The sequence below is a fragment of the Photobacterium satsumensis genome (assembly GCF_050336935.1).
Classification (GTDB): Bacteria; Pseudomonadota; Gammaproteobacteria; order Enterobacterales; family Vibrionaceae; genus Photobacterium; species Photobacterium satsumensis.
Genome location: NZ_JAKJSK010000010.1, coordinates 142,459 through 168,451, shown reverse-complemented (window position 1 = coordinate 168,451; position 25,993 = coordinate 142,459). Strand labels below are relative to the sequence as shown.

The 25,993-nt window shown below is 46.4% G+C and carries 20 protein-coding genes; 6 read left to right on the top strand and 14 right to left on the bottom strand.

All coding sequences use genetic code 11. From position 1 onward, the window contains the following. Positions 1–162: 162 nt before the first annotated feature. The gene (locus L4D79_RS20765) at positions 163–1,038 is read left to right on the top strand and encodes a DUF723 domain-containing protein (RefSeq protein ID WP_428653909.1); all 876 of its coding nucleotides are present in this window, start codon (positions 163–165) and stop codon (positions 1,036–1,038) included. Positions 1,039–1,105: 67 nt separating this feature from the next. Here the strand turns inward: L4D79_RS20765 and ppsA are convergent, their stop codons facing one another. After that, the gene (gene ppsA, locus L4D79_RS20760; protein ID WP_428653907.1) at positions 1,106–3,472 is read right to left on the bottom strand and encodes a phosphoenolpyruvate synthase; all 2,367 of its coding nucleotides are present in this window, start codon (positions 3,470–3,472) and stop codon (positions 1,106–1,108) included. Between the two features lie 755 nt (positions 3,473–4,227). Between ppsA and ppsR the strand changes: the two genes are divergently transcribed. Further along, entirely contained in the window at positions 4,228–5,061 is an 834-nt protein-coding gene (gene ppsR / locus L4D79_RS20755; RefSeq protein WP_428653905.1) for a posphoenolpyruvate synthetase regulatory kinase/phosphorylase PpsR, read from the top strand. 244 nt (positions 5,062–5,305) lie between these two features. Continuing rightward, positions 5,306–5,986, top strand: a complete 681-nt coding sequence (locus tag L4D79_RS20750; protein WP_428653903.1) for a hypothetical protein — start codon at positions 5,306–5,308, stop codon at positions 5,984–5,986. Between the two features lie 257 nt (positions 5,987–6,243). Here L4D79_RS20750 and fruA read toward each other — a convergent pair whose 3' ends face one another. The 3 genes from fruA to fruB are packed head-to-tail and all read right to left on the bottom strand — an operon-like array spanning position 6,244 to position 10,094. Beyond that, positions 6,244–7,986, bottom strand: a complete 1,743-nt coding sequence (gene fruA, locus L4D79_RS20745) for a PTS fructose transporter subunit IIBC (RefSeq protein ID WP_428653901.1) — start codon at positions 7,984–7,986, stop codon at positions 6,244–6,246. 21 nt (positions 7,987–8,007) lie between these two features. Next, a complete protein-coding gene (gene pfkB / locus L4D79_RS20740) occupies positions 8,008–8,973 on the bottom strand; it encodes a 1-phosphofructokinase (RefSeq protein WP_428653899.1) in 966 nt (321 codons plus the stop codon). A gap of 2 nt (positions 8,974–8,975) precedes the next feature. Beyond that, positions 8,976–10,094 (bottom strand): fused PTS fructose transporter subunit IIA/HPr protein, encoded by a 1,119-nt coding sequence (gene fruB / locus L4D79_RS20735; protein WP_428653897.1) that lies wholly within the window; start codon positions 10,092–10,094, stop codon positions 8,976–8,978. 362 nt (positions 10,095–10,456) lie between these two features. Here fruB and cra point away from each other — a divergent pair, with 362 nt between their 5' ends. The 3 genes from cra to L4D79_RS20720 all read left to right on the top strand — a co-directional run bounded on the left by cra (position 10,457) and on the right by L4D79_RS20720 (position 13,328). Beyond that, positions 10,457–11,455, top strand: coding sequence for a catabolite repressor/activator (gene cra, locus L4D79_RS20730; RefSeq protein ID WP_428653895.1), 999 nt, complete (start codon positions 10,457–10,459; stop codon positions 11,453–11,455). A gap of 172 nt (positions 11,456–11,627) precedes the next feature. Then, positions 11,628–11,912 (top strand): hypothetical protein, encoded by a 285-nt coding sequence (locus L4D79_RS20725; protein ID WP_428653893.1) that lies wholly within the window; start codon positions 11,628–11,630, stop codon positions 11,910–11,912. A 42-nt stretch (positions 11,913–11,954) separates the two neighbouring features. Continuing rightward, positions 11,955–13,328 carry an MATE family efflux transporter gene (locus tag L4D79_RS20720; protein ID WP_428653890.1) on the top strand — a complete coding sequence of 458 codons (1,374 nt, stop codon included), beginning with the start codon at positions 11,955–11,957 and terminating at the stop codon, positions 13,326–13,328. Between the two features lie 43 nt (positions 13,329–13,371). Here L4D79_RS20720 and L4D79_RS20715 read toward each other — a convergent pair whose 3' ends face one another. The 10 genes from L4D79_RS20715 to L4D79_RS20670 all read right to left on the bottom strand — a co-directional run bounded on the left by L4D79_RS20715 (position 13,372) and on the right by L4D79_RS20670 (position 25,963). Then, positions 13,372–14,904 carry a GTPase family protein gene (locus L4D79_RS20715; RefSeq protein WP_428653888.1) on the bottom strand — a complete coding sequence of 511 codons (1,533 nt, stop codon included), beginning with the start codon at positions 14,902–14,904 and terminating at the stop codon, positions 13,372–13,374. After that, on the bottom strand, positions 14,885–16,018 hold the full coding sequence (locus L4D79_RS20710) for a YcjF family protein (RefSeq protein ID WP_428653886.1): 1,134 nt from the start codon (positions 16,016–16,018) through the stop codon (positions 14,885–14,887). Before L4D79_RS20710 ends, L4D79_RS20715 begins: the two co-directional genes overlap by 20 nt. A 287-nt stretch (positions 16,019–16,305) precedes the next feature. Further along, positions 16,306–17,256, bottom strand: a complete 951-nt coding sequence (locus tag L4D79_RS20705; protein ID WP_428653884.1) for an SDR family oxidoreductase — start codon at positions 17,254–17,256, stop codon at positions 16,306–16,308. A gap of 250 nt (positions 17,257–17,506) precedes the next feature. Then, positions 17,507–18,637, bottom strand: coding sequence for an AI-2E family transporter (locus L4D79_RS20700; protein WP_428653882.1), 1,131 nt, complete (start codon positions 18,635–18,637; stop codon positions 17,507–17,509). Then, entirely contained in the window at positions 18,630–19,301 is a 672-nt protein-coding gene (locus L4D79_RS20695) for a potassium channel family protein (protein ID WP_428653880.1), read from the bottom strand. The genes L4D79_RS20700 and L4D79_RS20695 overlap by 8 nt, the downstream gene beginning before the upstream one ends. Before the next feature lie 17 nt (positions 19,302–19,318). Further along, positions 19,319–20,218: an HlyD family secretion protein gene (locus L4D79_RS20690; protein ID WP_428654106.1), complete on the bottom strand. Its 900-nt coding sequence runs from the start codon at positions 20,216–20,218 to the stop codon at positions 19,319–19,321. Between the two features lie 17 nt (positions 20,219–20,235). After that, complete coding sequence (locus L4D79_RS20685; RefSeq protein ID WP_428654103.1) at positions 20,236–20,439, bottom strand: DUF1656 domain-containing protein; 204 nt, start codon at positions 20,437–20,439, stop codon at positions 20,236–20,238. Positions 20,440–20,444: 5 nt separating this feature from the next. Continuing rightward, positions 20,445–22,091 carry a TolC family protein gene (locus tag L4D79_RS20680; protein WP_428653878.1) on the bottom strand — a complete coding sequence of 549 codons (1,647 nt, stop codon included), beginning with the start codon at positions 22,089–22,091 and terminating at the stop codon, positions 20,445–20,447. 13 nt (positions 22,092–22,104) lie between these two features. Next, entirely contained in the window at positions 22,105–24,291 is a 2,187-nt protein-coding gene (locus tag L4D79_RS20675) for an FUSC family protein (protein ID WP_428654101.1), read from the bottom strand. 334 nt (positions 24,292–24,625) lie between these two features. Continuing rightward, complete coding sequence (locus L4D79_RS20670; RefSeq protein WP_428653876.1) at positions 24,626–25,963, bottom strand: amidohydrolase; 1,338 nt, start codon at positions 25,961–25,963, stop codon at positions 24,626–24,628. Positions 25,964–25,993 lie beyond the last annotated feature (30 nt).

The window sequence follows — 25,993 nt, the reverse complement described above, 5'->3', positions numbered from 1 at the left end:
TAGGGGGAGGATACACCTGACTCGTGAATATCTATTCAAGAAATATCCAACAAAAATTTATGATAACTACAATAAAATCAAACCTTTCCGATTGGAAATAATAGATATTCCTGCCCAGCAATTGACGCTAATCGGCAGGACCAAAGTTACGAAGATGTAGATATGAGAAAGACCAAAGCGATGTTCGTTGAAGAATCACGGGCTTTTCATAAAGGAAAATACAGTTATGAAAATTTCGTGTACATCAACGCTAAAACCAAAGGCCAAGTGACATGCCCTGTTCACGGTGACTTTGAACAACGACCTGATGCACACCTAGCTGGGAGAGGGTGCCCGGAGTGTTCAGGCAAAAAGAAACGGACACTAAAAGAGTTTGTAGCAAAGGCTCAAGATGTTCATCAAAATAAATACAGTTACGGAAAGTTTATATATCGAGGCTCATTAGAGAAAGGTACAATCGTTTGTCCCGTACATGGTGATTTCGAGCAACGCCCAAATTCACACTTAGCAGGTAAAGGCTGTCCTCAGTGCTCGCGATCGAGTCCAGTGACTCAAGAGCAATTTATTTGCAGAGCTAATAGCATTCATCATAACAAATATGAATATAACGACTTTGTTTATACTGGCGCATTATCCAAAGCGGTAATAACCTGCCCTTTGCATGGGAATTTTGAGCAACGTCCTGATACACACCTTCGTGGAGCTGGTTGCCCTATTTGTGCAAAAGACAGTCGGAAGAAAACCACTGCGGAATTTATTCGCCAAGCACAGCGATTACACCGGCAACGATATAGTTACGAGCATTTCGAATATGTAAACGCCAGAACAAAAGGTAAGATCACTTGTGCAATGCACGGTATTTATGAGCAGCATCCCTTTAACCATTTAGCAGGGAATGGCTGCCCACACTGCGCGTCTCAGAGTCGTCAATACCAAGCGATGAAGTCGTTTGCTTTTTGGAGGTTTAAACCACTGGCAAATTACCCATTAGTCGACATATTTCGGAAGTCACTGCCCGTCAGTATAGCTAGGGCATGATCTGCTCTGGCGCCACCAACAAAAAAAGCTCGCCTTTACAGCGAGCTTTTTTCAACTTAACGGCAGCTTACGAAGACTTACCGAGATGTAACCATGTCTCAATGACAGTATCTGGATTCAAAGAGACAGAATCGATCCCCTGCTCCATCAACCAATCGGCTAAATCTTCGTGATCAGATGGTCCTTGTCCACAAATACCAACGTATTTCCCGGCTTTATTGGCCGCTTTAATCGCCATTGCCAACAATGCCTTGACGGCTTCATTTCGCTCGTCAAACATATGCGCAATTTCACCAGAGTCTCGGTCGAGTCCCAAGGTCAATTGAGTCATGTCATTGGAGCCAATCGAGAAACCATCAAAGTACTTGAGGAAATCCTCTGCCAAAATAGCATTGGAAGGCAACTCGCACATCATGATCACCTTTAGACCGTTCTCACCACGGCGCAGGTCGAACTTGGCAAGCAAATCAATCACCGAGGCCGCTTCACTCACAGTGCGAACAAACGGGATCATGATTTCGACGTTTTTCAGCCCCATAGTTTCACGAACTCGTTTAATCGCCTCACACTCTAGGGCAAAGCAATCTTGAAATTGCTCTGAAATGTAACGCGATGCCCCACGGAAACCGATCATCGGGTTTTCTTCCGTAGGCTCGAAATTCACACCACCAACCAAGTTACGGTATTCGTTCGACTTAAAGTCAGACATACGGACGATCACGCGTTTTGGCCAGAAAGCAGCCGCCAACGTCGAAATCCCCTCGGTTAGCTTCTGAATATAGAACTCAACCGGATCAGAATAACCACTGATTCGCTGGTCGATTTCAGCTTTCAACTCATCCGATTGCTGATCGTAGTTAAGCAATGCTTTCGGGTGGATACCGATCATTTTGTTAATGATAAATTCCAACCTTGCTAGACCGACCCCTTCATTAGGAATACAGGCAAAGTCAAACGCCCTATCTGGATTACCAACATTCATCATTACTTTAAGCGGTAAATCCGGTAGCTCATCTACCGCAGAGCGGCGTACTTCAAAGTCCAGCTCACCTTCATAGATGTAACCCGTCTCACCTTGAGCGCAAGAGACAGTCACTTTCTGACCGGTTTGTAATAACTCAGTCGCATTACCACAACCTACAACGGCTGGGATACCCAACTCGCGGGCAATAATCGCGGCGTGACACGTTCGTCCACCACGGTTAGTGACAATCGCCGCCGCTTTTTTCATGACAGGTTCCCAGTCTGGGTCAGTCATATCTGCAACCAATACATCACCAGCTTGAACTTGATCCATCTGGGACAGGTCGGATACCACGCGAACTTCACCGCGACCAATTCGTTGACCAATAGCACGGCCTTCAATCAATGCATGGCCTGTTCCATTGAGGTGGAAACGCTCCATCACATTGGCATCTTCCCGTGAGCGTACCGTCTCAGGTCGAGCCTGAACAATCAATAACTCACCAGTAATGCCGTCTTTGGCCCACTCGATATCCATTGGTCGACCATAGTGCTTCTCAATGATCAGCGCTTGCTTGGCCAAGGATTCAATTTCTTGATCGGTTAATGAGAATTGCGACTGTTCTTGTTTCGAGGTATCCAGTATTTCAACCTGTTTTCCTAAAGATGTGTCATCGGTATACACCATCTTCAGTAATTTTGAGCCGATAGTACGACGAACAACCGCTGGATTACCGGCCTCTAGGGTTGGTTTATGGACATAGAATTCGTCAGGGTTTACGGCGCCCTGGACGACCATTTCACCAAGACCCCAAGATGACGTGATGAACACGACTTGATCAAAGCCTGATTCAGTATCGAGAGTAAACATTACACCCGATGAGGCTTTGTCCGAGCGAACCATACGCTGGATACCCGCTGACAGAGCTACCCCTTTGTGATCAAAACCTTGGTGGACACGATAAGAAATTGCACGGTCATTAAATAGCGATGCAAAAACGTGTTTCACCGCTTCGATTACTGCATCGATACCGCGTACATTAAGGAAGGTCTCCTGCTGACCAGCAAAAGATGCATCAGGTAAGTCTTCCGCTGTTGCTGAAGAGCGTACTGCTACTGACAACATCTCGTCACCTTGAGCCAGCTCTAGGTAACATTCACGGATATCCTGCTCAAGCTCCGCTGGAAGCGGTGCTTCAAGAACCCAATTGCGGATTGTTTCGCCAGCTTTCTGTAAAGCATTTACGTCGTCAACATCGAGTCTGTCGAGTAGCTGATAAATTCGCTCGTTGAGCGAGCCCGCTTCTAAGAACTGATTAAAGGCATATGACGTTGTCGCATAGCCATTCGGTACTTTTACCCCCGCATTAGCCAAATTCGCCACCATCTCGCCGAGAGATGCATTCTTACCACCGACCTTGTCAACATCGTTCATTGACAAAGCATCGTACCAGACAACGTTCTGTTGCACGGTAATTCTCCTTATTGGATTCAACAGTTTAAAGCAGGTAACCCTTTAGTAAACGATTGCCTTTTGCTGCAAAAAAAAGCAAAAAATGTCATTTTTTCGAGCAAAACGTCAATCATGTCTCCTTAAACGCACTTCACTGATGCACAGGTCAGTAAAGTACAGTTACCCTGAGGTTATTGTTATAAGTGTAAATGCTAAAATTCTGTCAAATCTTTTTCATTTTCAATTTCTTGAAAATGTATATGTATATGCGATACAGCTGGGTAGACACACATATATAAACACTTTCGTATTCGGTGTGATGTTGAATAGCACACCTTTTATGCTTTGTAGCACTTAACTTCTGTATTTAGTTTTCCATCTCTTCTAAAAATTATCTAGCAAATTATCAAAAAATTTTGAACCACATCAGGTTTTTGATCTAGCTCAACATCGGTAGGCCGTTAAAACAGCCTTAGAAACAATTTAACTTTTTCACTACCAATCAAAGCATTAAGCTCTATTTTTATTAATTTTCCTTTCATTTCATGCAAACCAATACGCATATAGCCCTATCCAACAAAACTAACGCTTTTAAGAAGCCTCCAATTCCATTACAGCTATGTTTGTAAAATCCTCTGAAAATCGATGTGAAATGTTCGCTCACAAGATTGCATCAAACTGTGATGAAAAAGATAGAAACTTGTCTGTCAGGTGATTATATTGAGTGCTGCTGCACTTATGGCTAAAAAATAAATTCAAGGATTAAACTTTTAATGCAATCCAATTCCAATTTTCGTGACGTATTCTACGTTTCTGACGGTACAGCGATTACCTCGGAAACCCTCGGCCACGCTGTTCTGGGTCAATTTGACATCACTACACGTCAAATGACGCTGCCTTTTGTTGAAAGCATTGAACGTGCCAACAGTGTGAAACAGCAAATCAACCAGGCCTATGAGAAAACAGGTATTCAGCCGCTGGTGTTCTATTCCATCGTACTTCCTGAAGTGAAAGCGATCATTGAGCAGAGTAACGCCCACTTTTACGATGTGCTCAATGCGCTAGTAGCGCCATTGAGTGAAGATTTGCAACTGGCCCCGCAACCACAGCTGCAGCGATCTCACAGCATTGCCAAAGATGCTGACAGCTACCAGGACAGAATTGCGGCTATCGAATATACCCTTTCCCACGACGACGGTGTATCACTAAACAACCTGGACCAAGCCGACGTTATCCTTCTGGGTGTCTCTCGCTGTGGCAAAACACCGACTTGCCTCTATCTTGCGATGCAATTTGGGATCAGGGCTGTTAACTATCCCTTCATAGCAGAAGACATGAATAAACTTCGCCTACCGAAAGCCATTGAACCCTACCGTTACAAAACGTATGGGCTTACTATCGATACAGAGCGTTTAGTCGAAATCCGCCACGAGCGCTATGCCAATAGCCACTATGCCAGTGTTGAACAGTGCGAAAGCGAGTTGGGGAAAGTTGAGGCAATGTTCCGCCGCGAAGCCATCCCATATCTCAATACCAGTCGTCTTTCAGTAGAAGAAATTGCGACTCGCCTGCTCGATATAAGCGGCCTTAAACGCAAGATGTGCTAACTCAGCCTAGGGGATGTCTCAAAGTCTGTTTATCGGCGAGTATTCTGTTTTTTACTACTCGCCGTCGTTATTAAGGATGATTATCACTATCTCACCGCAAAATCTCAATATTGAGAGCTAAAAAAATACAAGGATTCAATCACTTATTAATTTCTTATTTTTATCCCTATTATTCATCAAAAAATTATCAATTCTTGAAATATGCTTTATTTGAGCTTCAGAAAAATAATAACGAGGTTCCAAGATGATTAGGGTTGCGCTTACAGCATTATCAACAGTATTCCTATTTGCCTGCGGTGGTGGTTCATCAAGTGATTCACCAGATCCTACAGTAGTCACTATGGATGAAGTTAGTGTTAGAACAATTGGTATTGACCAAGTTAATATATCTGGAGAAACAGTAGACTTCTATATTAAAGAGTCTAACGGCGGCAGTACGCTATTTGATAGTAATAATAAAATATATTCAGTGCCTGACTCTGATTCATATTATCACTCAATCAGTTGGACATCAGCAACGCCGATGACAATTGATGTTGGTACACAAGATGCTAACACGCAAGATAAAGAGTCGAAGCAAGACAATATCCTATTGAATAATAGTGAAAAACTTTGGGCCATCGCATGGAATGATAACGGTGAACTTACCTTATCAACGGACGTACAGAACCCTGCACCAATTGATGATAAGTACCGAGTTCGTGTCTTTGCAATTGAAGATGCATGGGTACAAGTTATCTCAACATCAGTGTCCAGTACAGAAGTTAAGAAAGGTAACTTCTCTTCTCAAATGATTTTAAGCAATTGTAGTGGTGAGCTTTACTTAGGAGCAAACCAACGCGACATTTGCGATTTAGATATAGGGAAATCTTATTTATTAATTGTTGACGGGGAAAACGTGCTATTAGCAGCAGAAGAAAAATAACAACGATAAAATATATAATAATAATTTAGGGTATATAAAAACTATAATATTGCGCTTTGTATTACACGCAGGGAATGCCTACATAATATATACGTCTGTCTTAACAGAGATACTAAAAAAATCTTATGTCACGGAAAGATAACTCTGGTAACTTCTAAGAAGTTTAGGGCAACGCAAAGAATACCGTAGGCAGCGGTGGCATAAGCCCCGGCAATTTTTGCCGGGGCTATCTTTATCTAACGAATATGTTTAAGTACTTATTTTGCTTCAGCAACTGCCACTAACTCTTCATCAGATTTCTTCAAGAACGCGTATGCCACACCAGTAACAATCGTACCTGCCGCAATCGCAACCAAGTACATCAGCACAGGTGTAATGGCGTTCGGAATAAACAGTACAAACAAGCCGCCGTGTGGAGCCATCAGCTTGGCACCGAACAACATAGATAGCGCCCCCGTGAGTGCACCGCCCGCCATACAGCTTGGAATAACACGCATTGGATCACGCGCTGCAAATGGAATCGCACCTTCCGAGATAAAGCATAAACCCAATACGAAAGAGGCTTTACCCGCTTCTGCTTCACCCGCGTTAAACTTACGTTTAGCCAAGAACGTTGCCAGACCCATACCCAACGCAGGAACCATACCGGCAGCCATTACCGCAGCCATCGGCGCATAAGTTTGCGACGCCAACAAACCAACACCAAAGGTATATGCGGCTTTGTTTACCGGACCACCCAAGTCGAAACACATCATACAGCCCAGGATAATACCCAACAGCACCGCATTGGCAGAGCCCATGTTGTTGAGGAAGTCAGTCAGGCTAGTCATCGCCGTTGAAACTGGCCCACCCACCACGTAAATCATGATAAGACCGGTTACCAAGCTTGATAGCAACGGAATGATCAAGATTGGCTTCAGCGCTTCCATCGATTGTGGCAGCTTAACGTGTTCAGCGATAAATTTAGCACTGTAACCCGCAAGGAAACCGGCAACAATACCACCAAGGAAACCGGCACCTGTTGAGCTTGCCAACATACCACCAATCAAACCTGGAGCCAGACCCGGACGGTCAGCAATCGAGAAGGCAATGAAACCTGCCAGTACCGGTACCATCAGGGCAAAGGCCGAACCACCACCAATCGTCATCAGGGCCGCCGCCAATGTACCCTCTTGTTCAAATGCGGTAATACCAAATACAAATGACAACGCAATTGAAAGACCACCGGCAACAACCAATGGCAACATGTGGGAAACACCGGTCATCAAGTGCTTATAGGCTCCGGTCTTCTCTTGCTTTGCTTCACCGTCAGACGCAGAGCCAGCTTGATGCTGATAAGGTGCCGCTGTCGAAAAGGCTTTCTCAAACTCTTCTGTCGTTTTCTTCAGTGCTGCACCGGTGCTGGTTTTATACAGTTTCTTACCGGCAAAGCGAGCAAGATCCACTTCAATATCAGCGGCAATGATGACCAAATCGGCAGCAGCGATTTCTTCAGCAGTGAGTTGGTTCTTCGCGCCGACAGAGCCTCGGGTCTCAACTTTAATTTGGTGACCTTGGCGTTTGCCCTCTTCTTCCAACGCTTCTGCAGCCATAAAGGTATGGGCAACACCGGTTGGACAAGCGGTGATCGCCACAATTTTTTTGCTCGCCGACTCATTGCCTTGTTCTGCGCTAACAGAAACTACTTCCGTGAGTACTTCAGCCTGGCTCACCGCTTGGGAAAGCGCCGCTTTCGGATCAGCCAATACATCTTCGATAGCGATTTGGGACAGCTTCTTCCCTTTGAATCGCGTTGTATCTACCGCAGTATTTGCGGCTACAACAATACAATCAGCTTCATCAATCACGGTTTGGCTCAGTGCCTTTACCGGTACGACTGAAGACTGGCATTCTACTGCTGCTGTCCATTTAAGGTCTACTGCTGCTTTTTCAATTAAGCCAGCGGCAATAATGCTATTTGCAATACCACTCGGGCACGCTGTTATTACTGCAATTTTCATTTCAACACCCTCTGATCCGAATCAGCTATTCACGTTATTGAGTTGGACACTTTCTTTTACTTTCAGCACCTGGTTGATATCTTCAACGCCAACGCCTACTTGGCTAACAGCCAATGCAGACAATGCTGTGGCAAAACCCAATGTCTCTTTTTTATTCCACTGCTTGAGCTGCCCCCAGCACAAACCAGCAACTAATGTGTCTCCAGCACCCACAGTGCTCACTACATTCATTTTCGGTGGCTGGGAGCGGAGCCAACCTTCGCCGTTCAACCACATAACACCTTCCGCGCCCAGTGATACAACCACGTTAGTAATACCTTTTTCTGAAAGCTGCTCAGCAGCTTCGAGCAAGGCAGGCTCAGAATCGAGTTCACGTCCAGCCCAATCGGCAAGCTCTTCGTCATTAGGTTTAACCAGCCATGGTGACGCATCCAAACCTGCAGCAAGGGCGGCCTTGCTACTGTCAAACAACACCTGCTTGCCGTTATCGTGTAGCCATTGGATCCACGCGGCACATTGCTCTGGTGTAATACCACGAGGAAGGCTACCTGCTATCACAAAGACATCATGGCTTTCGGCCAAGGTGTGCAGTGTGCTTTCGAAAGCCTTCAGATCATCTTCACCGACTTCAACACCCGGGAAGTTGATATCACTGACTTGGCCATTTTGCTCCACCAATTTGACATTGATGCGGCTGGCCCCTTTTACACGCACAAAAGCGTCATTGGCACCGAGCTCTTCGAACAGCTGGCAAAACGGCTCTTGATTATCTGCCCCTAAAAGACCAGTCACTGTCACTTCTGCACCCAGTTCAGCCAAAACTTTCGCGACATTCACGCCCTTGCCTGCTGGGTGTAATGTACCGGTATTGACAAGGTTCACCGCACCTGGATTCAGGACATCGAGGCTACCGGTAAGATCCAAGGCAGGATTGAGGGTAACCGTAACGACCTTCGGCTTGTTATTCATGCTTTGAGATAGAGTCATCACTATTTGCCCTCGCCAAGACCGTCAGCAATGGCTTGCCCAATCGCCGCGAGTGCTACATCGGCATCTTCACCTTGGGCTGTGAACTGTAATTCGTGACCTTGTTTTACCCCAAGGGCAATCACTTTCATCAGGCTCTTAGCGTTCACCGCTTTACCTTCACCGTTCAGATTAGCAACCAAGATGTTGCTGTTGAATTTTTTGGCGACACTCACCAGCATGGCACCCGGACGGGCATGCAAACCATGCGGATTGCGGATCTTGAAGACTTCGGTATTACCCTCTAGTGCTTCTTCGGTCAGAAGTTTCACAGCCTGTTCGGCAGTCGCTGCGAATAACTTTCCAGTTTGATTATTGAAAAGCAGCTGGGCCAAGTAATTCATGTTATTGACGTGCGCGCCATTGCAAGCAGCAACAAACAACAGGCCTTTTACTGGGAAGCCAGCTTCTTCGAATGGGATTGCTGGAGTAACAAAGGCTAGGGATGTACGGCTGACACCTTTACTACTTTTGGCAATCCATAGACCTTGACCTAAATGAGTTGCGCCAGAGGCAATCGCATCAGCGACTGTTTCGTTACTTGCAGCTTGATGATTTTTCACTAAGCCTGCTGCCACAGCCGTTAACTGAACGAGATCAGTTGCCGGGAAGGTAAGTTGAACATAGCTTTCATCAAAATCAGCTTCTAGCTGCGCTTCACCATTTAAAATGGCAATCAAGCCTTCTGCGCTGTCACTCATTTTCAGCTTGTCTTCGACACCATCAGCAGACAGCACTTTGGTCAATTGCTTAAGGATGCCAAGGTGCTCGTCAGATTTCGCCGCGATACCAATTGCAAGATAAACAATTTTGCCGTCGCCCCAGCTAACACCTTGCGGGAAATGATGAACACGTACCCCTGTCTCTTTCACTAGGCCGCGGGTATCGGTTGTCCCGTGAGGAATCGCAATGCCGTTACCAAGAAATGTTGAATTTTGCGCCTCGCGATCCAGCATGCCGTTAACATAGCCGGCTTCAACCAAGCCTTGTTGTTCCAAACCAGCCGCAATCGCCTTAATCGCTTCTTGCTTATCAGCTGCTGATTGTTTGAGCTGAATATCTTTTGTTGAGAGTGACAGCATGTGTTTACTCCAGTTTCGTTAAACCTGGTGAAGACCGGTGGTCTTCTCTCCCCGTCTACACAAATATAAACCTAAATGACCAACTTGATACCTGCTGACTGAATCGATTCAGCTTTTGGTCAAAATAAAATTTCAGCACAATCTAGTTCAAAATTATATCGATGCTGAAACCATTCAGCTGACATGCTGAATGGTTTCAGCTAATATTGCAAATGTGCCTGGGAGATCTTGATTGAATTTATGATCCGCCGCACAAAACCATGAGCATACGCGCATATTATTCAACGAGCCTGCCTCTTTCTGTTCTGGGTATGAACCAGTAGAATGAGGATGTCCGCTAACTGTAACCAACAAGAATCAGAATGAAGCTAGATGAAATAGCAAAACTTGCCGGCGTGTCCCGTACCACTGCCAGTTACGTGATAAACGGCAAAGCACAGAAGTATCGGATCAGTGAGAAAACCCAGCAAAAGGTAATGGCCGTCGTTAATGAATACAATTTCCGGCCCGATCATGCTGCGACGTCTCTCCGCGCGGGAAGCAGTCGCTCATTCGGCTTGATCATTCCTGATCTCGAAAACAGCAGTTATGCAAAGATAGCCAAGCTTCTCGAAAGTAATGTCCGAAAAGCAGGTTACCAGCTGATCATCTCCTGCTCTGATGATGACCCGGAAACCGAAATGAAAGTGGCTGAAACCCTGCTCAGTCGCCGTATCGACGCCTTGATTGTCGCAAGCGCCTTACCGACCGATAACGACTTCTACCAAAGAATTCAAAAAGGCGGCGTACCCATTATTGCGATCGACCGTGCAATGAATGATGAAGTATTTGCCAGTGTGATCAGCGAAGATCTCGATGGTGCATTTGATCTCACTTTTAGCCTATTAGACAAAAAGATCAAAACGATCGGCTTAGTTGGAGCCGTACCTGAGTTGGGGGTTTCCAAAGAGCGAGAGCAAGGTTTCTTATCCGCTATCCGTTCGTACAGTACCCAAACACAGCAGCCTGAAATCAAATCGCTGATAGCAAATGGCGATCACTTCAGCCAACGACAAGGTCAGCAGCAGGTACAAAGCTGGATCGATAGTGGCTGTATGCCAGACGCTATTCTGGCAACCTCCTATACCCTGTTTGAAGGTGTACTCGATTGCTTACTGGCAAATCCGGAGTTAATGCAAAAAACCCACCTTGCCACTTTTGGTGACAACCGCCTACTCGATTTCTTACCGATAAAGATCCAGTCTTTACCGCAGCAGTTTGAACTCATTGCTGATAATGCATTGGAACTGGCGCTAAATGCCATTGCCGGCCGATACCGCACTGGAGTGGAAGTGATTCCGCGGAAAATTAAGCGTCGATAAAAGCGAACCAACGATACAAACAGTTTGGGAGATTTGTCTCCCATGCTGTCTTGCCCTACCCGCTTTGAAACATTTCCTTGCCATTACTTACCTATCGCCTATTTTTTCAACACCAAGCCGCAAATAGTTCATGTATCATGCAGATATCTTTATTTACTAAGAAAATTAAGTGATGAATCAGGTATCTCCAGCAAAGCGTATTTTCTTTCAAATCAGCAGAACGTTTAAAAACATGCTGGAATATCAATCACGAATTTGGGTTATTCAAGTTACTGATGGCAAGTTGAAGGATGAAACGGTAATCGTGAATGAAGACAGTTTCGCGACGCCTATGCAATGGATGGTTAGCCAAGGCTATTGCCAGGACATGCTAGAAACGGTGAACAATATGAAGCGTTCTGAAATAGCAATCCTCAGTATTAGTGGGCTTGAGCACAGAATAATGCGAGCCAAGTAGCCTCACTCTCTCCAACCTTTCACTACCATAGAGACAAACACAATGTTTGCAGTGCTTGAACAGGTTCATGCCCACGCACGTGGTGACTTTATGAAAAAAGTCCTCACTATCGCGCTACCTATAACGCTGCAAAATATTATGTTTGCCAGTAAGGGCCTCGTCGATGTTCTTATGCTGGGTCAATTGAGCGAACCGGATCTTGCTGCAATTGGTATTGCCAGCAAAGCGTTTTTTGTTGCCACCATCATTCTGTTGGGAGTATCGACCGGAGGCGGTCTATTAGCTGCCCAGCACTGGGGAGCGCAAAACAGGAAAGGGGTGAGGGAAAGCACTAGCCTGAGCCTATTTTGTACGTTAACAATCACAATGTTCATCGTCCTCGGAATATGCCTCTTTGCTCCATATCTCATGGGGGTGGCAACTCATTCCTCCGAAGTGATCGCGCTTGGCAACCAATACCTCATTATCACTTCTTTTAGCTTGTTTGGTAGTGCCATCATCAGTAGTTATTCGGCAAGTTTAAAGTCAATGCAACAACCGGGTATCTGTACCCTGATTAGCGGCATTGGAATAACCGTTAATATCTTGCTTAATTGGCTGTTAATTTTTGGTCATCTCGGCTTCCCTGCACTAGGGATAAAAGGCGCGGCTATCGCTACGCTGGTCAGTAGCTCGCTCGAAGTCATCTGCTTATTTATATTTTTGCGTACTCGCAGCCACCTGCTCACTTTGAGTAAAAGCGATATTAGATGTGCAATTACACCAGCAAATATTAAACAATTCCTAACCCTATCAGTTCCAACCACGTTTAACTTTCTTATCTGGGCGGGAGGGATTTTTACCTACCATGCCATTATGGGGAATACAGGCACCCAAGGGCTTGCGGCATTAGCCGTCATGACCCCTATTGAATCCGTTTCATTAAGCTTTCTTGTCGGTATTGCCAATGCTTCAGCAGTACTTATTGGAAACCAACTTGGTGCCAAAAATTACGATGCCGCCTACTACCAAGCGATATCGATGCTGTGCATTGCTGTCGCTGTGACGATAGCGGTATCTTTGTTCATTTTATCTAACCAAGGGCTTATTCTGGACCAGTTTTCAGCAATAAGTGGTGAAACTCGATTATTATCTGAAAAGTTCCTGACTATTCTATCCGTCGGAATCGTACTCCGTTCAGTACCAACAACTTTAGTCGTTGGCGTCCTAAGAGCTGGGGGGGATGTGAAATTCTGCCTTTATCAAGATATGCTGACCCAGTGGGCTTTCGGTATACCTTTAGCGGCACTTTCGACCTTTTGGCTAGGGCTAAGCCCCGAATGGGTTTTTGCGGCTTTCTTCCTTGAAACACTCTTCAAATGGGTCGCTTCTACCCGTCGTTTCATCAGCCGGAAATGGATTAACACGCTGGTATAGCTTTTGACGTTCACCCACACAGAAGCAACCGTGTGGGTGAATATCATTTATCCCACTGTTTGACCGCCACCTTGCCTAACCGGTAAAACCGCTTTGCCTGTGTCGTCAATGCGTCACTCTTATGCTCGATTCGACGCCGGTTGAGCTGGGTATTTACCCCATCTTGAAATGCACTCAACAGCGCTTCTGCCAAGCTATCCATATTATAAGGTTGATCATTCGGTGGCATCGCGATGACGACTTCATCGTCAGGCATGATCTGCGCCTTATTAAAATCAAGCGCAGCCTTTATCGTGTTGGCTTTAGCTGATTGCGGCGTAGATAAGTCGTACGGCGGCTGCCACTCTGAGGCCGGAGATAAGCGGTCCACCTGATTAAGCACCATGATCACTTGTGGCTTTTTACGACTGCGATTTTCCGCCTGCTGATAGTATTCATCAAATTGCTGACGGAGTATCAGATCACTCTTTCTCGCAGGCTGGTTAGCTTTCAACACCCAAACAACAATATCACTTTGTGCCATCTGCTTGACCAACAGCTGGTTCGTCTTGTCCTGCCCGTCGATACCGGGTAAATCAACAAGGTGAATAATATCAATGCCATCAACATAGCAGCGGTGGACGACGATATTCTCCGTTGAAGGAATCGCGCTCACTTCAGCCACCATATTGCCAACAAAAGTATTAACCAAAGAAGACTTACCCGCACTTACCTGACCAATAACGGCAACCCGCAGAGGCTCTAACTCTTCAGCAAAATGACCATTGTCAGAGTCAGTGCTATTTAACTCTCCTTCATCGGCTTTGTATCGGCCGCTGTATAAATCTATCGCAACAGATAGCACTTCCTGCAACAGGACTTTTTTCAGGGTGTGCTGAACTTCTTCACTGACTTCATCAAACAAATGGCCCAGCAGTTGTCCCCTCGCCTCTGCTACTAAGCCGGCCGGTGTCATTGCCCTGAATACCCGGTAGACATCGTAAACTTTCTTTGCTGCCCCAAGCTTATCTTTATGTTGATATCCTTGCTGGAAATGCGACAACTTCAATGCTTCGGCGAAGGGGATATGATTCAGTAAAAAGTGCCGGTAACGATGGCTCACCTTCTCAAGCATCAAGAGAAATTCGGGCGCGGTAAATGACAGTGCCTGGGCGTCACGATCCGGGTAATACTGGCTGGCAACAGCCATCGACAGAGATAAGGCATGCTCCCTTAACCCGACCCAACTTTCGTCCTGCTCTAAATGGCGTGTTATTTCTGGATTAAGAGAAGTCCACACATTGCGGTCAAACTCCCCCCACTCTCCGGATGGGGCAACATCATAATCCCCCTCAATATCAATACGATTGCCAGACAAGCGGCGCATTCGGCGTAACCAAATAGCGCCCAAGATCACAACAAACGATGAGGAGGCGATTAACAGCGATAAGAACAACCATTGATCATCTTGGATGATCCGAAAAAGCCCCCATCCCGCCAATACACATACCGGGATGATCATCGAAGCAAAAGCTAAAGGAGCAAAGCCCGCCGAATAGCGACTTAGCAGGCTGAGGCTATTGATGGTCTTTTTCATGGCTTTCCTTTGCCTGCTTTAATGCTTGCTCGAATACATGGCGAATATCACTCTCATTAACCGCTTCCCCGCGGCTGATGTGATACAAGTATTTACAGCCAGCGCGGCCAATGGCATAGGTCATCCCAAAGCTAATCGCGACAGCCACTGCACTGCCTACTGTTTGCCCATAGATAGGGATAAATTTCGCGAGCTGTCTAACCCCGAGCTTAGTGGCATACTTCAGCGCAAAACTGCTACCCAGTAAACCGGCAAATTCGGTAAAACGCTTCCGGTTCCACTCAACACCATATTGCCTCGCCAAGCTGTGCAGCATTTTGCCTTGGATTGCAGGTACAGACACCAAGCCAACGCCAGGAAGTGCATCGGAAGCCGCCGCACTACCGGCATACCACATAACTTCTTGTTGTAGCCTTTGGAAGTTACTATCCTCTGCGTCACCATGTTGCTGTGCCTGCTGCATCAACTGAATAATCGGCAACATTTCTGCTAACCGCTCATTAAGCACCGATAGCCCAAACAGTTCATTAGTCTGTGTGGCTATAGCGTCTGGTGCCGCCGCGTGGAAATCAACATTGACCGACATAAGCGTCGTCCCCCACACTTTTTCAACCTGATCTTGGTTATATCGAATCGCTTGGAGGCGCTGCTCTGGCTCCAAAATAGACAGGCAAGCGGTATGAACCACCAATAAACTATCAATCCGCCCATCTTTACGGATTTTCTTCAATGCCGATAGCACATCACTCTGCTCCGGTTCTTCAGCCTTCATAACGACTAATAGCGCATGGCTTTGTGCCTGGCAGGCCGATATATCATCAGAAGGATCATAGTCAGCTTCAGATAACCCTCGGGTATCGAGAAAACGCAGTACAGGGCTTTCTGAGGGAAAAGCATATTCAACCGCTGTCTGGGTGCAAGGTTGAAAACCGTTACCAACCTCAATCAATTCATTACCCGTAACCGTTGCTATCAGGGTCGATTTTCCTGCACCAGTTTTACCCAGTAGCCATAATGTTGGCAACGTTGACTCCCACTGCTGGGTCGCTGCTTGCAAAGCAGGATCCTTCTCTGGGTTGATATACTGGTAAATATTTTTGAAAAACTGCTGCATTAATACCTCTAGTTACACATCACACACCCGATGATACCCGCATTTGTGATAAACACAATTACCGCCCCAACATCAGCCCGAAGCGGACACTGCAGTAAATGATGAGCAATTTCATTAGCCTATAATGAATCCTACAACTTGAGATTACTTGGGTATATCTTCCATTTGAGTATCTTGTTCTGGGTATTAAGGAGAGAATTGATTGGCACGCAATGAAAAGGAATGTGTGGCCAGCCGTTATTTACATTGCAGCCCTTTGCAAGGTAAATAACAGCTGATCATTGACCTTAGCTTAAAAAAAGATCGCGCTGCAAACTCGCACCGGGCTTAAAAGCATATTCAGAAAAATCAGTCACCCCTTGATGCTGCAACACTTCTTCGTCGATAAAAAACTGTCCGCTACACTGGGTCGCTTCGCGGGTGATAATTTCGTAACACGCATCTGCCATGATTTCCGGATGGCGGGAATGATCCATAATTTTCTTGCCGTTCTTCATATGGGATATTGCAGAAGTTGCAATGGTGGTTTTTGGCCATAAGGAGTTTGCCGCTATACCATACTCTTTAAGTTCATTGGAAAAAGTCATGGTCATCATCGACATGCCATATTTCGAACTGGTATACGCACCGTAATTCTTGAACCATTGTGGGCTTAAATCAATTGGCGGCGATAGAGTCAAAATGTGCGGATTGGACGCCTTGCGTAAATACGGCAAGCAAGCTTGCGTCAACAAATATGTTCCTCGTACATTAATCGAAAACATCAAGTCAAAACGCTTACTTGGGGTGTTTTCCATGTTCTGTAAATGAATGCTGCTGGCGTTATTGATCACAACATCAATGCCACCGGTTTGCGCCACGACTTGCTCTACCGCACTGGCTATCGCGGCTTCATCTCGGATATCTAAAACAACAGGAATAGCTTTACCCTTACCCGCCTGGTTAATTTCATCTGCTGCGGTATATATGGTGCCCGGTAATGTTGGGTGTGGTTCGGCCGTTTTCGCCGCTATGACTACTGTCGCCCCTTCTTGCGCGCATCGCTTGGCAATCGCAAAGCCAATGCCGCGAGAACCTCCGCTGATAAACACCGTTTTATTCACTAGAGAACTCGATTGGTCGGTAAGCGGCTTGCTGAGGTTCTTCTCACCTTGTTTTACTTTCGGCATAGAAATGGTATTCACCATCACTTCTAGCTGGTTTATCGCTCGTCTTGCTTTATCAAAAAAGTTACTCATTACCGCAACATCCTGTCGTTATAGCCAGAAAACTAAATTCTATTGTTATTGGAACAGCAAAATACCAATAACGTCCTTTTGTAGAGGCATATCCCCAAATCAAGTATAGAGTAATTATTCGAATTACAAGCAAAGAAAAGCTGGAATATGAAAGTGGCAAAACAATCATTATTCCAGCCGTTCTATCCATACTATTTCAGGAGCATACGTCTTCAAGGACGCACTACATCAAGGTATACCACAACACGAATCACTCGGTATCTGGCTGAACCACAGGCGCTTCATCTGCCTCGTTGACACTGTCATCCTCCTCTTGAGGTAACTTCATCCATGTCGTAAATAGCTCATACCAGATGGCAAGGATAACGGCACCAATGAACAACCCTATGATACCGGCCGAGATCATCCCACCTATCGCACCTATCAGAATAACCGGCATTGGTATCTCTACTCCTCGCCCCATCAACATCGGTTTGAGCAAGTTGTCAGATAGCCCGGCCAATAGCACCCAGATCGTAAAGATGGTTGCCGGTGTGGTATCCATATACGAGAACACATAAACAATCACTGGCAGCACAATCAACAAGGCGGGTAACTGGGCAATGGCTAAAATGAAAACGACAAAAGTGATTAAGCCTGCTGCAGGAATTCTAAATACAAACATAGCGGCACCAATCAATACTGATTGGATGAAGGCAACACCCACTACACCCAACAGTACGCTGCGAATAGTCGCGGCAATCAGACTTGCCCACTCTTCACCGTGCTTGCCAACAACTCGAACCGATACCAGTCCTACCGCTTTCGACATCGACTCAGAATGTGCCATGAAGCCGGCCGCGATCAGCAAAGAGATAATGAACATCACGACCGTCGCTAAGCCACTTCCCAGAGCTCCAGCAAAAGCAGCCACTGCCGCTTTTATCTCTTCAGCATACCGCACCAGGGCCTGTTCCATATTGGTCGCAAACAACGCCCAAGTACTGTGTAGCTTTTCTCCCACCATTGGGATTTCAGCCACTCTAGCTGGCGGGCCAGGCAACTTGACCGTCTCGCTTTGCAAGAAATCGGTCATGGCAACCACCCCATCAAAAATAGACCCCATGACGACCACCAGCGGCACGACCAAGATAGTGATACCCACTAAGGCCAGAATAGTGGCAGACAGCCCTCGCCGTCCTTTCATTACGCCTTCAAGCTTAAGGGTCAGCGGCATCAAGGCCACCGCAATGATGGCCCCCCAAAGTACAGGGATGACAAAGGGCTTGATGATGTCATAAGTCCATACAAGCAGGATTAACAGCAGTCCAATTCTTATTGAGGACTCCAGCATATTATTGATAAATATCTTGCTTTTGTATTTTTCAAGTTGTTTATCCATCGTTGTTTTCCTGACTGTTTTGGCTGGCGCCGACCAGGCTGGCTACAACAATTGCCATATAGAACACACCAGCAATCGCCTCTAAATACACTATGACCTGAGCAACGGGTGAGATTGGGCTCATGTCGCCATAACCCAATGTTGTTAGAGTGACAAAACTAAAATAAGCGGCATTGGAAAAGTTATCCCCCCAATTTTTGGCTTCTAAGCCAGTGAAGGATTCCGGGGAAAACTCAAGAATAAGCAGATAGGCAATGGCCCACATTAAGCCGAGAAGTAAAAACAGAGCCAGCGAACCCACGACTTTGTTATTATCAATCGAGCCGGTAAACAGGATCTGCCGCATGATGGATTTGAACGTACCGAAAAAGAAACTCAGCATCAGTACCAGCATGGCGATATCAATTTGCTTGAAATCAAACAGCTCTTTGACAATCACCAGCCCAATCCAGGCCACCGCAAGGCTGAGCAAAAAGCGATACCAAGCGGAATCGAAGCGCAAACTCAGCAAGCAGACAGCAAACGTCAACAAGGTGATACCCTGCATAATTTTATCGAGCCAAGTAATATGCAGTACCTGATCGAGTGATGAGCTGACTAGCAAAATAATCAAAGCGATCGTGAGGTAGTAAAAATTATTTTTCTCGGTGATTTTCTTACCCATCTCCCCTCCTAATCCGATTATTGTGTGTGCTCTACTTCTGAATCCCGATGCTCTTCCATCACCATAATCGATGCGGTCATGCCGAAACGTAGGTTCACGCCCTCTGGCAATGTCGATAGGGTAATTTTTACCGGAATGCGTTGCGCCAGACGGATCCATTGAAAAACCGGATTCACGCTTGGTAATAAGTTATAGCCCACTGCGCCATTTTGTGGGGCTATCCCCCACCCCACAGAGTCTACTACCGCGTCAATCGGCTCTTCCGGATAAGCCATCAAGGTCACCTTTGCCTGATCGCCTATAGTGATATTTGAAAGCTGGTTTTCACGAAAATACCCAAACACCCAAAAACTGTTTACATCAACCAAGGCAAGTAAAGGCTGATTGGCGACAGCTTGCGTGCCTTCTCGAATATCCAAGTTAGACACATAGCCATCAACCGAGGCGAACACCTGGGTAAATTCCATATTCAATTTGGCTGCACGCAATTTTTGCTCTGACACTTTGATTTGAATGAGCGACTCTTCATAAGAGATTTGCCTACGGGTAATGTCCTTCAGTGATACAGCCCCTTTATCTTTGCGTTGAATATCGAGTAAGCGGTCTAATTCGATTTTCTTGCCTTTCGAGCTTATTTTCGATCTCTCAAGAGAGGCTTCTGCTTGTGACAGCGCCACCTCATACGTCGTAGGGTCTATTTGAAATAACAGTTCTCCCTTGCGCACAAATTGGTTGTCGACAACCGGCACATAAACAACAGGCCCTGAAACTCGCGGCGCCACCTTAACAATATTGGCGCGGACTTGGCCGTTACGGGTCCATGGATTGTCGAAATATTCTTGATATTTCTGATAGCCATAATAAATGGCACCACCAATAATGATGAGGTTTAGCGCAATAACGAATAGCTTTTTTATACTCTTCATATGCACACCTAAAATTGAATAAAGTAAGCGTCAATAGCCACGCTATAGAGCACCGTTATTGCCAAAAATGTCATCGATGGGTAGGCAATCAGTCGAGATAGCCGCGTTTTATTTAAAATCACTACCGTTATCCAAGTCGCAATCACAGACAAAATGATGACAAGTAAAAAGGGGGAGTAATACACGTCTCCCCATGACATTTCATGCGGCACTTCCATTATGGGCCTCCAGGATAACGTTGCTTGGTCGGATCAATCGGCTCACCAAAGGGGGATACGGCTTTCGGCACTTCATTGGGCGACAAGACAGGAAGCTGCGTTTCATCCAGCACCTCCCCCCAGTCAGTCCGACTTTCCATTTGAGACCGTAAGGCATCATTGAGATATGGCCGACCGGTTTCAGCTTCCCATCCGCCGCCGAGTGACTTATAAAGCGCGATCACTTGATTGGCGACATTCCCTTTCACAACGGCATAGGCATCTTCACTTCGGGTCATTTTCTCGAGTGAATTGAGCAAACGCTCAAAGCTAATTTGGCCATTTTCATACTGAGTCAACGAGATGTTGTAAGCCCGTACCGATGCATCCACAGAGCGAAAGGCAAGTTTCTGCTGATATTGGTTAAGTTGGTAAGACTCCAAAGCATTAGTGACTTCCTGTACCGCCAGCAGCACCTGCTTGTTGTAATTAGTCAACGTCTCTTGGAAGCGAGCGTCTTGAGCACGAACCGTATTTTTCACCCGGCCGTACTGAAAAATATTCCACGAAAACGCGGGGCCAAGGGAAAGGTTGAGAGAATCGCTAAAACTAAAATCATTACCCGCTGGCACCGTACTGTTAAGGCCAATGACACCGAACAAAGAAAACTGCGGATATAAATCAGCTTCGGCAATACCAATTTGACTGCTTTGTGCATGGGCCTGCAACTCAGCCAGCTGTAGATCAGGTCGGCGCAACACCAAACCGGCATCAACTTGAGTGCTGAGAGGTAGCGTTGCGGGAATCAATGAATATTGATCGTAGTCGCTGGTTAACCGGCTACTGCGGGTGCCTTCATATTTATTGTCGAAGGCGTTCACTTTGGCATTCACCCAAGGACTATCTAACAGCACTATTGCTTGTTCGGGCAAAATACCAAGCAATACAGCAATCGCGTTACGCGATTGCATCATGCCGATTTTCAAACTCGGGAGTGCCGACTCCGTGTTATATAGCTGAGTTCGTGCCTGCTGGACATCCAATTCGGTCACATCACCCGATTCATATTGAATTTCGGTGATACGCTCCACGCGACGCTGGATCTCGATATTCCGCTCCGAGAGCAGAACCCGCTCTTGAAATGTCCGATAGTTGATGTAATTTCTCGCAACTTCTGAAGTAATGGTGACCAAAATATCGTGATAGGAAGCGATAGACGCATACAAGCTCGCTTCAGCTGACTCGACACCAAGCACATAACGTCCCCAAACATCCAGCTCCCAAGCAGCATCAAAACTTAACGAAGCGTTATCAAAGGTATTCTCGTTCTGGTAGATTTTCGCCACACTACCCGATACATTTTGCCGCTGTGGGTATTGAAACGACTCTGCGACGCCTACCGCTGTCCTTGCCTGCAAAATCCTCAGACCCGCCGCTTCTAAATCGAGATTCTGTTGACTGGCTTTTTCCACCAGTTCATTGAGAACAGGGTCATTAAATTGCTGCCACCAGCGAGCAGTCTTGTTTTTACTTTGCTCAAGATCCCATGTCGACCACGATGTTGGCAACGTAGCCGGTGCCACGCCTTCAAACTTCGGCCCCAATACCGTACAGCCTGACGTAACAAGCAAAGATAACACTGTTATGCAAACGCTGATCCTACTCACCACGCCCTGCCCCCTAAAACCGCTTCATAGACAATTCTTCCCAAACAACTTCATCGCTGACCTGCTTGCAACTGAGCAACGATTCAAAAATATTTTTCTTCAAGTTTAGAAAGATATAAAAGCCGGCAATGTCTGAATTAGAATACTTCTCCAATTCGAGATGAGAAAAATACTTATCGAGTCTAGCTTCTAAGTCTTGGTAGTCTTGCTTTAAATGCTCTGCATTGAGCCCGTCACCTTTAGCTAATTCCACTTGCCATAAAGCCTGTGCCAGTGCGGGGATCACCGTATCTCTATTGCCTTTTTTGGCCTGAACCAGTAACGGGTTTTCATCCAGTTTTTTACGCGCCTTGATGAACGTCATCAGGTGATGGTGGAATAAATCACACTGCGCAATATAGCCATTGAGCTGTTCAGCCGTGAACGATGGATAGTGATCCGCCTTAAATTTCCCCCCCCACACTTGCATTTTTTTCAGCGCTACCACCATGGTGGTGATCCGCCAAACCAACTGAACCTTTTGCCACAATGACAACTTATCGACCTGCAGCAACCGGATCACGCCTGTTGCATGACGGAAAAAGCGTTCCCTGAAAACGAGTAGCAGGTGTTCAGGCCGACTTGAGAACGGTAAATAGTAAGAAACCACCACAGACAGCACCGTCATGTAAAACAAGGTAACAATCGTTAGGGTGATACCGAAGTGGTATACCATATTGTTATCAATGCCGAGGGTGAACATGCCGAGCAAGAAGAAGATCGTCACCGGACCTTTGAGCACATAGAAACCGACAAAGGTATAAATAAAAATAAATAAAGCCAGCTCTGCGCCTAGGGTTAATTGCGGCAATAGAAAAACATAGGCCGGAACGGAGAAAACAAACCCTAAGGTAAACAAAATAAATAGCATCACGGGATGGAAGGGAAGAAAGGAGAGTATAGAAACAAAAAGTGTGCTGAAAATGACAAAGTTATAGCCACCCGGCGGATTGAACTGAATCCAAAATGCGCCTGCTACCCAGTAAGTCACAAACACTTTAATCGCCGACTTGGCATTTTCAGCATCCCACCAATTAAAGTTGGGCTTGGCTTTTAACGGCGGTAATTCGAAGTCTACGGTACCCGTCAATGAATCAATACTGCTGATACAGCTTTCAAGCTTGGACAGTCGCTCTCGCAACTGATTAAACAAGTAACCGGAAGAAATGGCCTCTCCTCGGTATAGGTGTCCCGCCTGTTTCAGCCTTTCTGCATCATACTCAATAGGATCCATTGTCTGGGGCGAATGCGCGGTTTGTTTTTCCCAAGCATCAGGCAGCCTGTCGAATAATTTGAGTACCTCGGTTCGCCGTACATCAAAATCACGCAGGTACTCAACCGGATGCCCACCCGATCGGGTGTGATCCTTGGCGGCAAAAAGGAGCAAGTCAGTGATTTGACTATATAAAGCCACCGTACCATCCCACTCTTTTTTATAAGCAGACACTTCACTGCACTCACTGTTGAGGGCCTGGTACCTTGCTTCAAATGCTTGTTGAGCCGCGAACAACGATTTGCTGAGTTCGACTAAAGTGGTTGCTTCTTTCTCTACTTCAGGCTCAGGCGGCTCTGCTTCCTCTTCAAGTAGTTCTGGCGGATCGGCTGGCTGCTCTGTTTGAGGCGGCAAGCTCATTGCTTCGAACAGCGCCTTTTGCGCTGCTGTGAGATCATCGCCTAACTGACGGAGGTTTTGTTCAACCTTTGGCGGAAAAAGAAAGACACCGACTAAGGTATAAACAACAACCCCAAATACCGTCATAAAAGTACGATCGATACCGTATAGAAAGGCCCCTTCAGCATCTCCCCCGTTGTACATCATGAGGATCATGACGCCGGTGAGCATAAACAATGTCGGGTCATTAAGATAAGCAGATCGAATATAGAAAACGATCACAACAACGAGAGAAACCGCCAGCATATACAGCAAACGATCCTGGGCAAAGAACCCAACTAACAGCAAACCAATAATGCCACCAGCAATGGTACCGAGTACGCGCAGCGTCCCCTTAGCCATGGATTCACGACGGCTACCTGTCGATGCTATCAACATCACGGTCGTTGCGGCAGTTGACGGTTGTGCCCACCCCAAAGCCATTGGGATCATATAGGCTAATGTGAGACTGATGGCGACACGGAAGGCAAACTTGAACTTATCACTCAAGCAAAAAGGGATTAACCAGTTTCCCAACTGGAAAACCGACAGCTTATCTCTGATACGAAGTACTTGAGTGTTGGCTTTACTCACCCCACGCCCCTAGCATTAGTCATTATGCCCTTATGGACATATTTACTAATGCTAGGGTATTTTGGCTAACACGCAGAAAAAAATCGTCTTATCTATCGAATTGTTAGACGGCTAAAACAGTTATCACACTATTGAGAAAAGCCTTATAACTGCGTTAGTTCATCCTCTCTCTCTAAAAGATGTGATTACCAACGGATGCAAGACCAGATACAAAAAGCCCCAGTTAATTACTGGGGCATATAGCTAGGGGCTAGTTACTCGTAATCGAAGGCTCATCTATTGGTTCTTCTACCAAAGGCGGCTGCTGAAGCGCATTGACCGCATTGAGCAATAGCTTCACTGCGGGCAGCATGCGGCTCTCATCGATATCAAAGTCCCCATTATGATGGCCTGCTGTTAAGTCCGAGCCGACCAAGCAATATATCGCCTTGCCGCCACGTGACTGAACACGATCAACCAAATATCCCGCATCTTCACTGGCGCCAAAGTCTTTTTCTAGCACCACTTCTGAAAACCCACTATCAGGACCAACCCTCTCCAGCAATTCAACCAGCTCAGGATCATTCTCAAGGCCAATTGCCTCGCCTTGGGCACAGAGCTTCACTTTGACTCCGTGCATCATGGCTGCGGCTTGGGCAATATTCTCTACCTGCTGGAACATATAGGAATTAAGCGCACGGTTCTCACCGCGAGTTTCCCCCAATAACACCGCACTGGCCGGAATGACATTACGCCCATCACCCGCATGCATTTGGCCGACGTTTATACGCGTCATGCCGTCGCGATGGCGTGGAATTGCCAGCATTTGACTGACCGCGGTACAAGCGGCAGCAAGGGCGTTTTGCCCTGCGTTCGGCTCGATACCCGCGTGGGCCGGTTTCCCCGTAAAGTGAAGGTCAAACTTTGAGCTGCATAAAAAGTGTTGGGGATCACAGACCAGCGTCCCACTTGGCACATTCATACCAATATGGGCAGCAAAGAAATAATCGACATCATCAAGCCAGCCACTCTCTGCGATGGCTTTACCCGCACGGCACCCTTCTTCGGCCGGCTGGAACAGTAGCTTAATTTTGCCTGTTAGCAGGTGCTTATTTTCAGCCAGTACCTCAGCCACACCTAAACCAATAGAAGCATGGGCATCATGCCCACATGCGTGGGCAACACCCGGCGCAAGAGAAGCAAAACCCAGAAAGCGCGGGCGGTGGGCATCTTCTTCGCTTTCCATCACTTCAACAGCATCAATATCAAAACGTAGTGCAATCACAGGACCAGGCTTACCCGTATCCAGTTCTGCCCCGATACCGGTGATCCCATCCATATGAGCCAGATAAGTAATATCTGCCCCCCAGCTAATTGCCCGCTCTTGCGCTTCAGCGACGAGCACGTCATTACGCCCCATGATTGAAGAGCGCTTAATGATTTCATCACTGAAATGTAGCGAGTAGCCAAAATGTTCAAGGTGGCTAGCGATACGACTTGTCGTAAAAAATTCACGCCACGCAGCTTCCGGGTAGCGATGAAACTCCCGGCGATGATTCATTAAGCGCTGCGACAGCGTCTGTTCATCGAAATGCAAGTTACTTAACACCTATTGTTCCTAATAATCTTTTACAGGGCG

Coding starts and splice junctions, on each gene's coding strand:
- pfkB (WP_428653899.1), bottom strand. CDS start 8,973: ATGACTCTATCTCAAAGCATGAATAACAAGCCGAAGGTCGTTACGGTT.
- fruA (WP_428653901.1), bottom strand. CDS start 7,986: ATGAAAATTGCAGTAATAACAGCGTGCCCGAGTGGTATTGCAAATAGC.
- L4D79_RS20710 (WP_428653886.1), bottom strand. CDS start 16,018: ATGCAGCAGTTTTTCAAAAATATTTACCAGTATATCAACCCAGAGAAG.
- L4D79_RS20725 (WP_428653893.1), top strand. CDS start 11,628: ATGAATCAGGTATCTCCAGCAAAGCGTATTTTCTTTCAAATCAGCAGA.
- L4D79_RS20750 (WP_428653903.1), top strand. CDS start 5,306: ATGATTAGGGTTGCGCTTACAGCATTATCAACAGTATTCCTATTTGCC.
- L4D79_RS20720 (WP_428653890.1), top strand. CDS start 11,955: ATGTTTGCAGTGCTTGAACAGGTTCATGCCCACGCACGTGGTGACTTT.
- fruB (WP_428653897.1), bottom strand. CDS start 10,094: ATGCTGTCACTCTCAACAAAAGATATTCAGCTCAAACAATCAGCAGCT.
- L4D79_RS20715 (WP_428653888.1), bottom strand. CDS start 14,904: ATGAAAAAGACCATCAATAGCCTCAGCCTGCTAAGTCGCTATTCGGCG.
- L4D79_RS20705 (WP_428653884.1), bottom strand. CDS start 17,256: ATGAGTAACTTTTTTGATAAAGCAAGACGAGCGATAAACCAGCTAGAA.
- ppsR (WP_428653905.1), top strand. CDS start 4,228: ATGCAATCCAATTCCAATTTTCGTGACGTATTCTACGTTTCTGACGGT.
- L4D79_RS20695 (WP_428653880.1), bottom strand. CDS start 19,301: ATGGGTAAGAAAATCACCGAGAAAAATAATTTTTACTACCTCACGATC.
- L4D79_RS20700 (WP_428653882.1), bottom strand. CDS start 18,637: ATGGATAAACAACTTGAAAAATACAAAAGCAAGATATTTATCAATAAT.
- L4D79_RS20765 (WP_428653909.1), top strand. CDS start 163: ATGAGAAAGACCAAAGCGATGTTCGTTGAAGAATCACGGGCTTTTCAT.
- cra (WP_428653895.1), top strand. CDS start 10,457: ATGAAGCTAGATGAAATAGCAAAACTTGCCGGCGTGTCCCGTACCACT.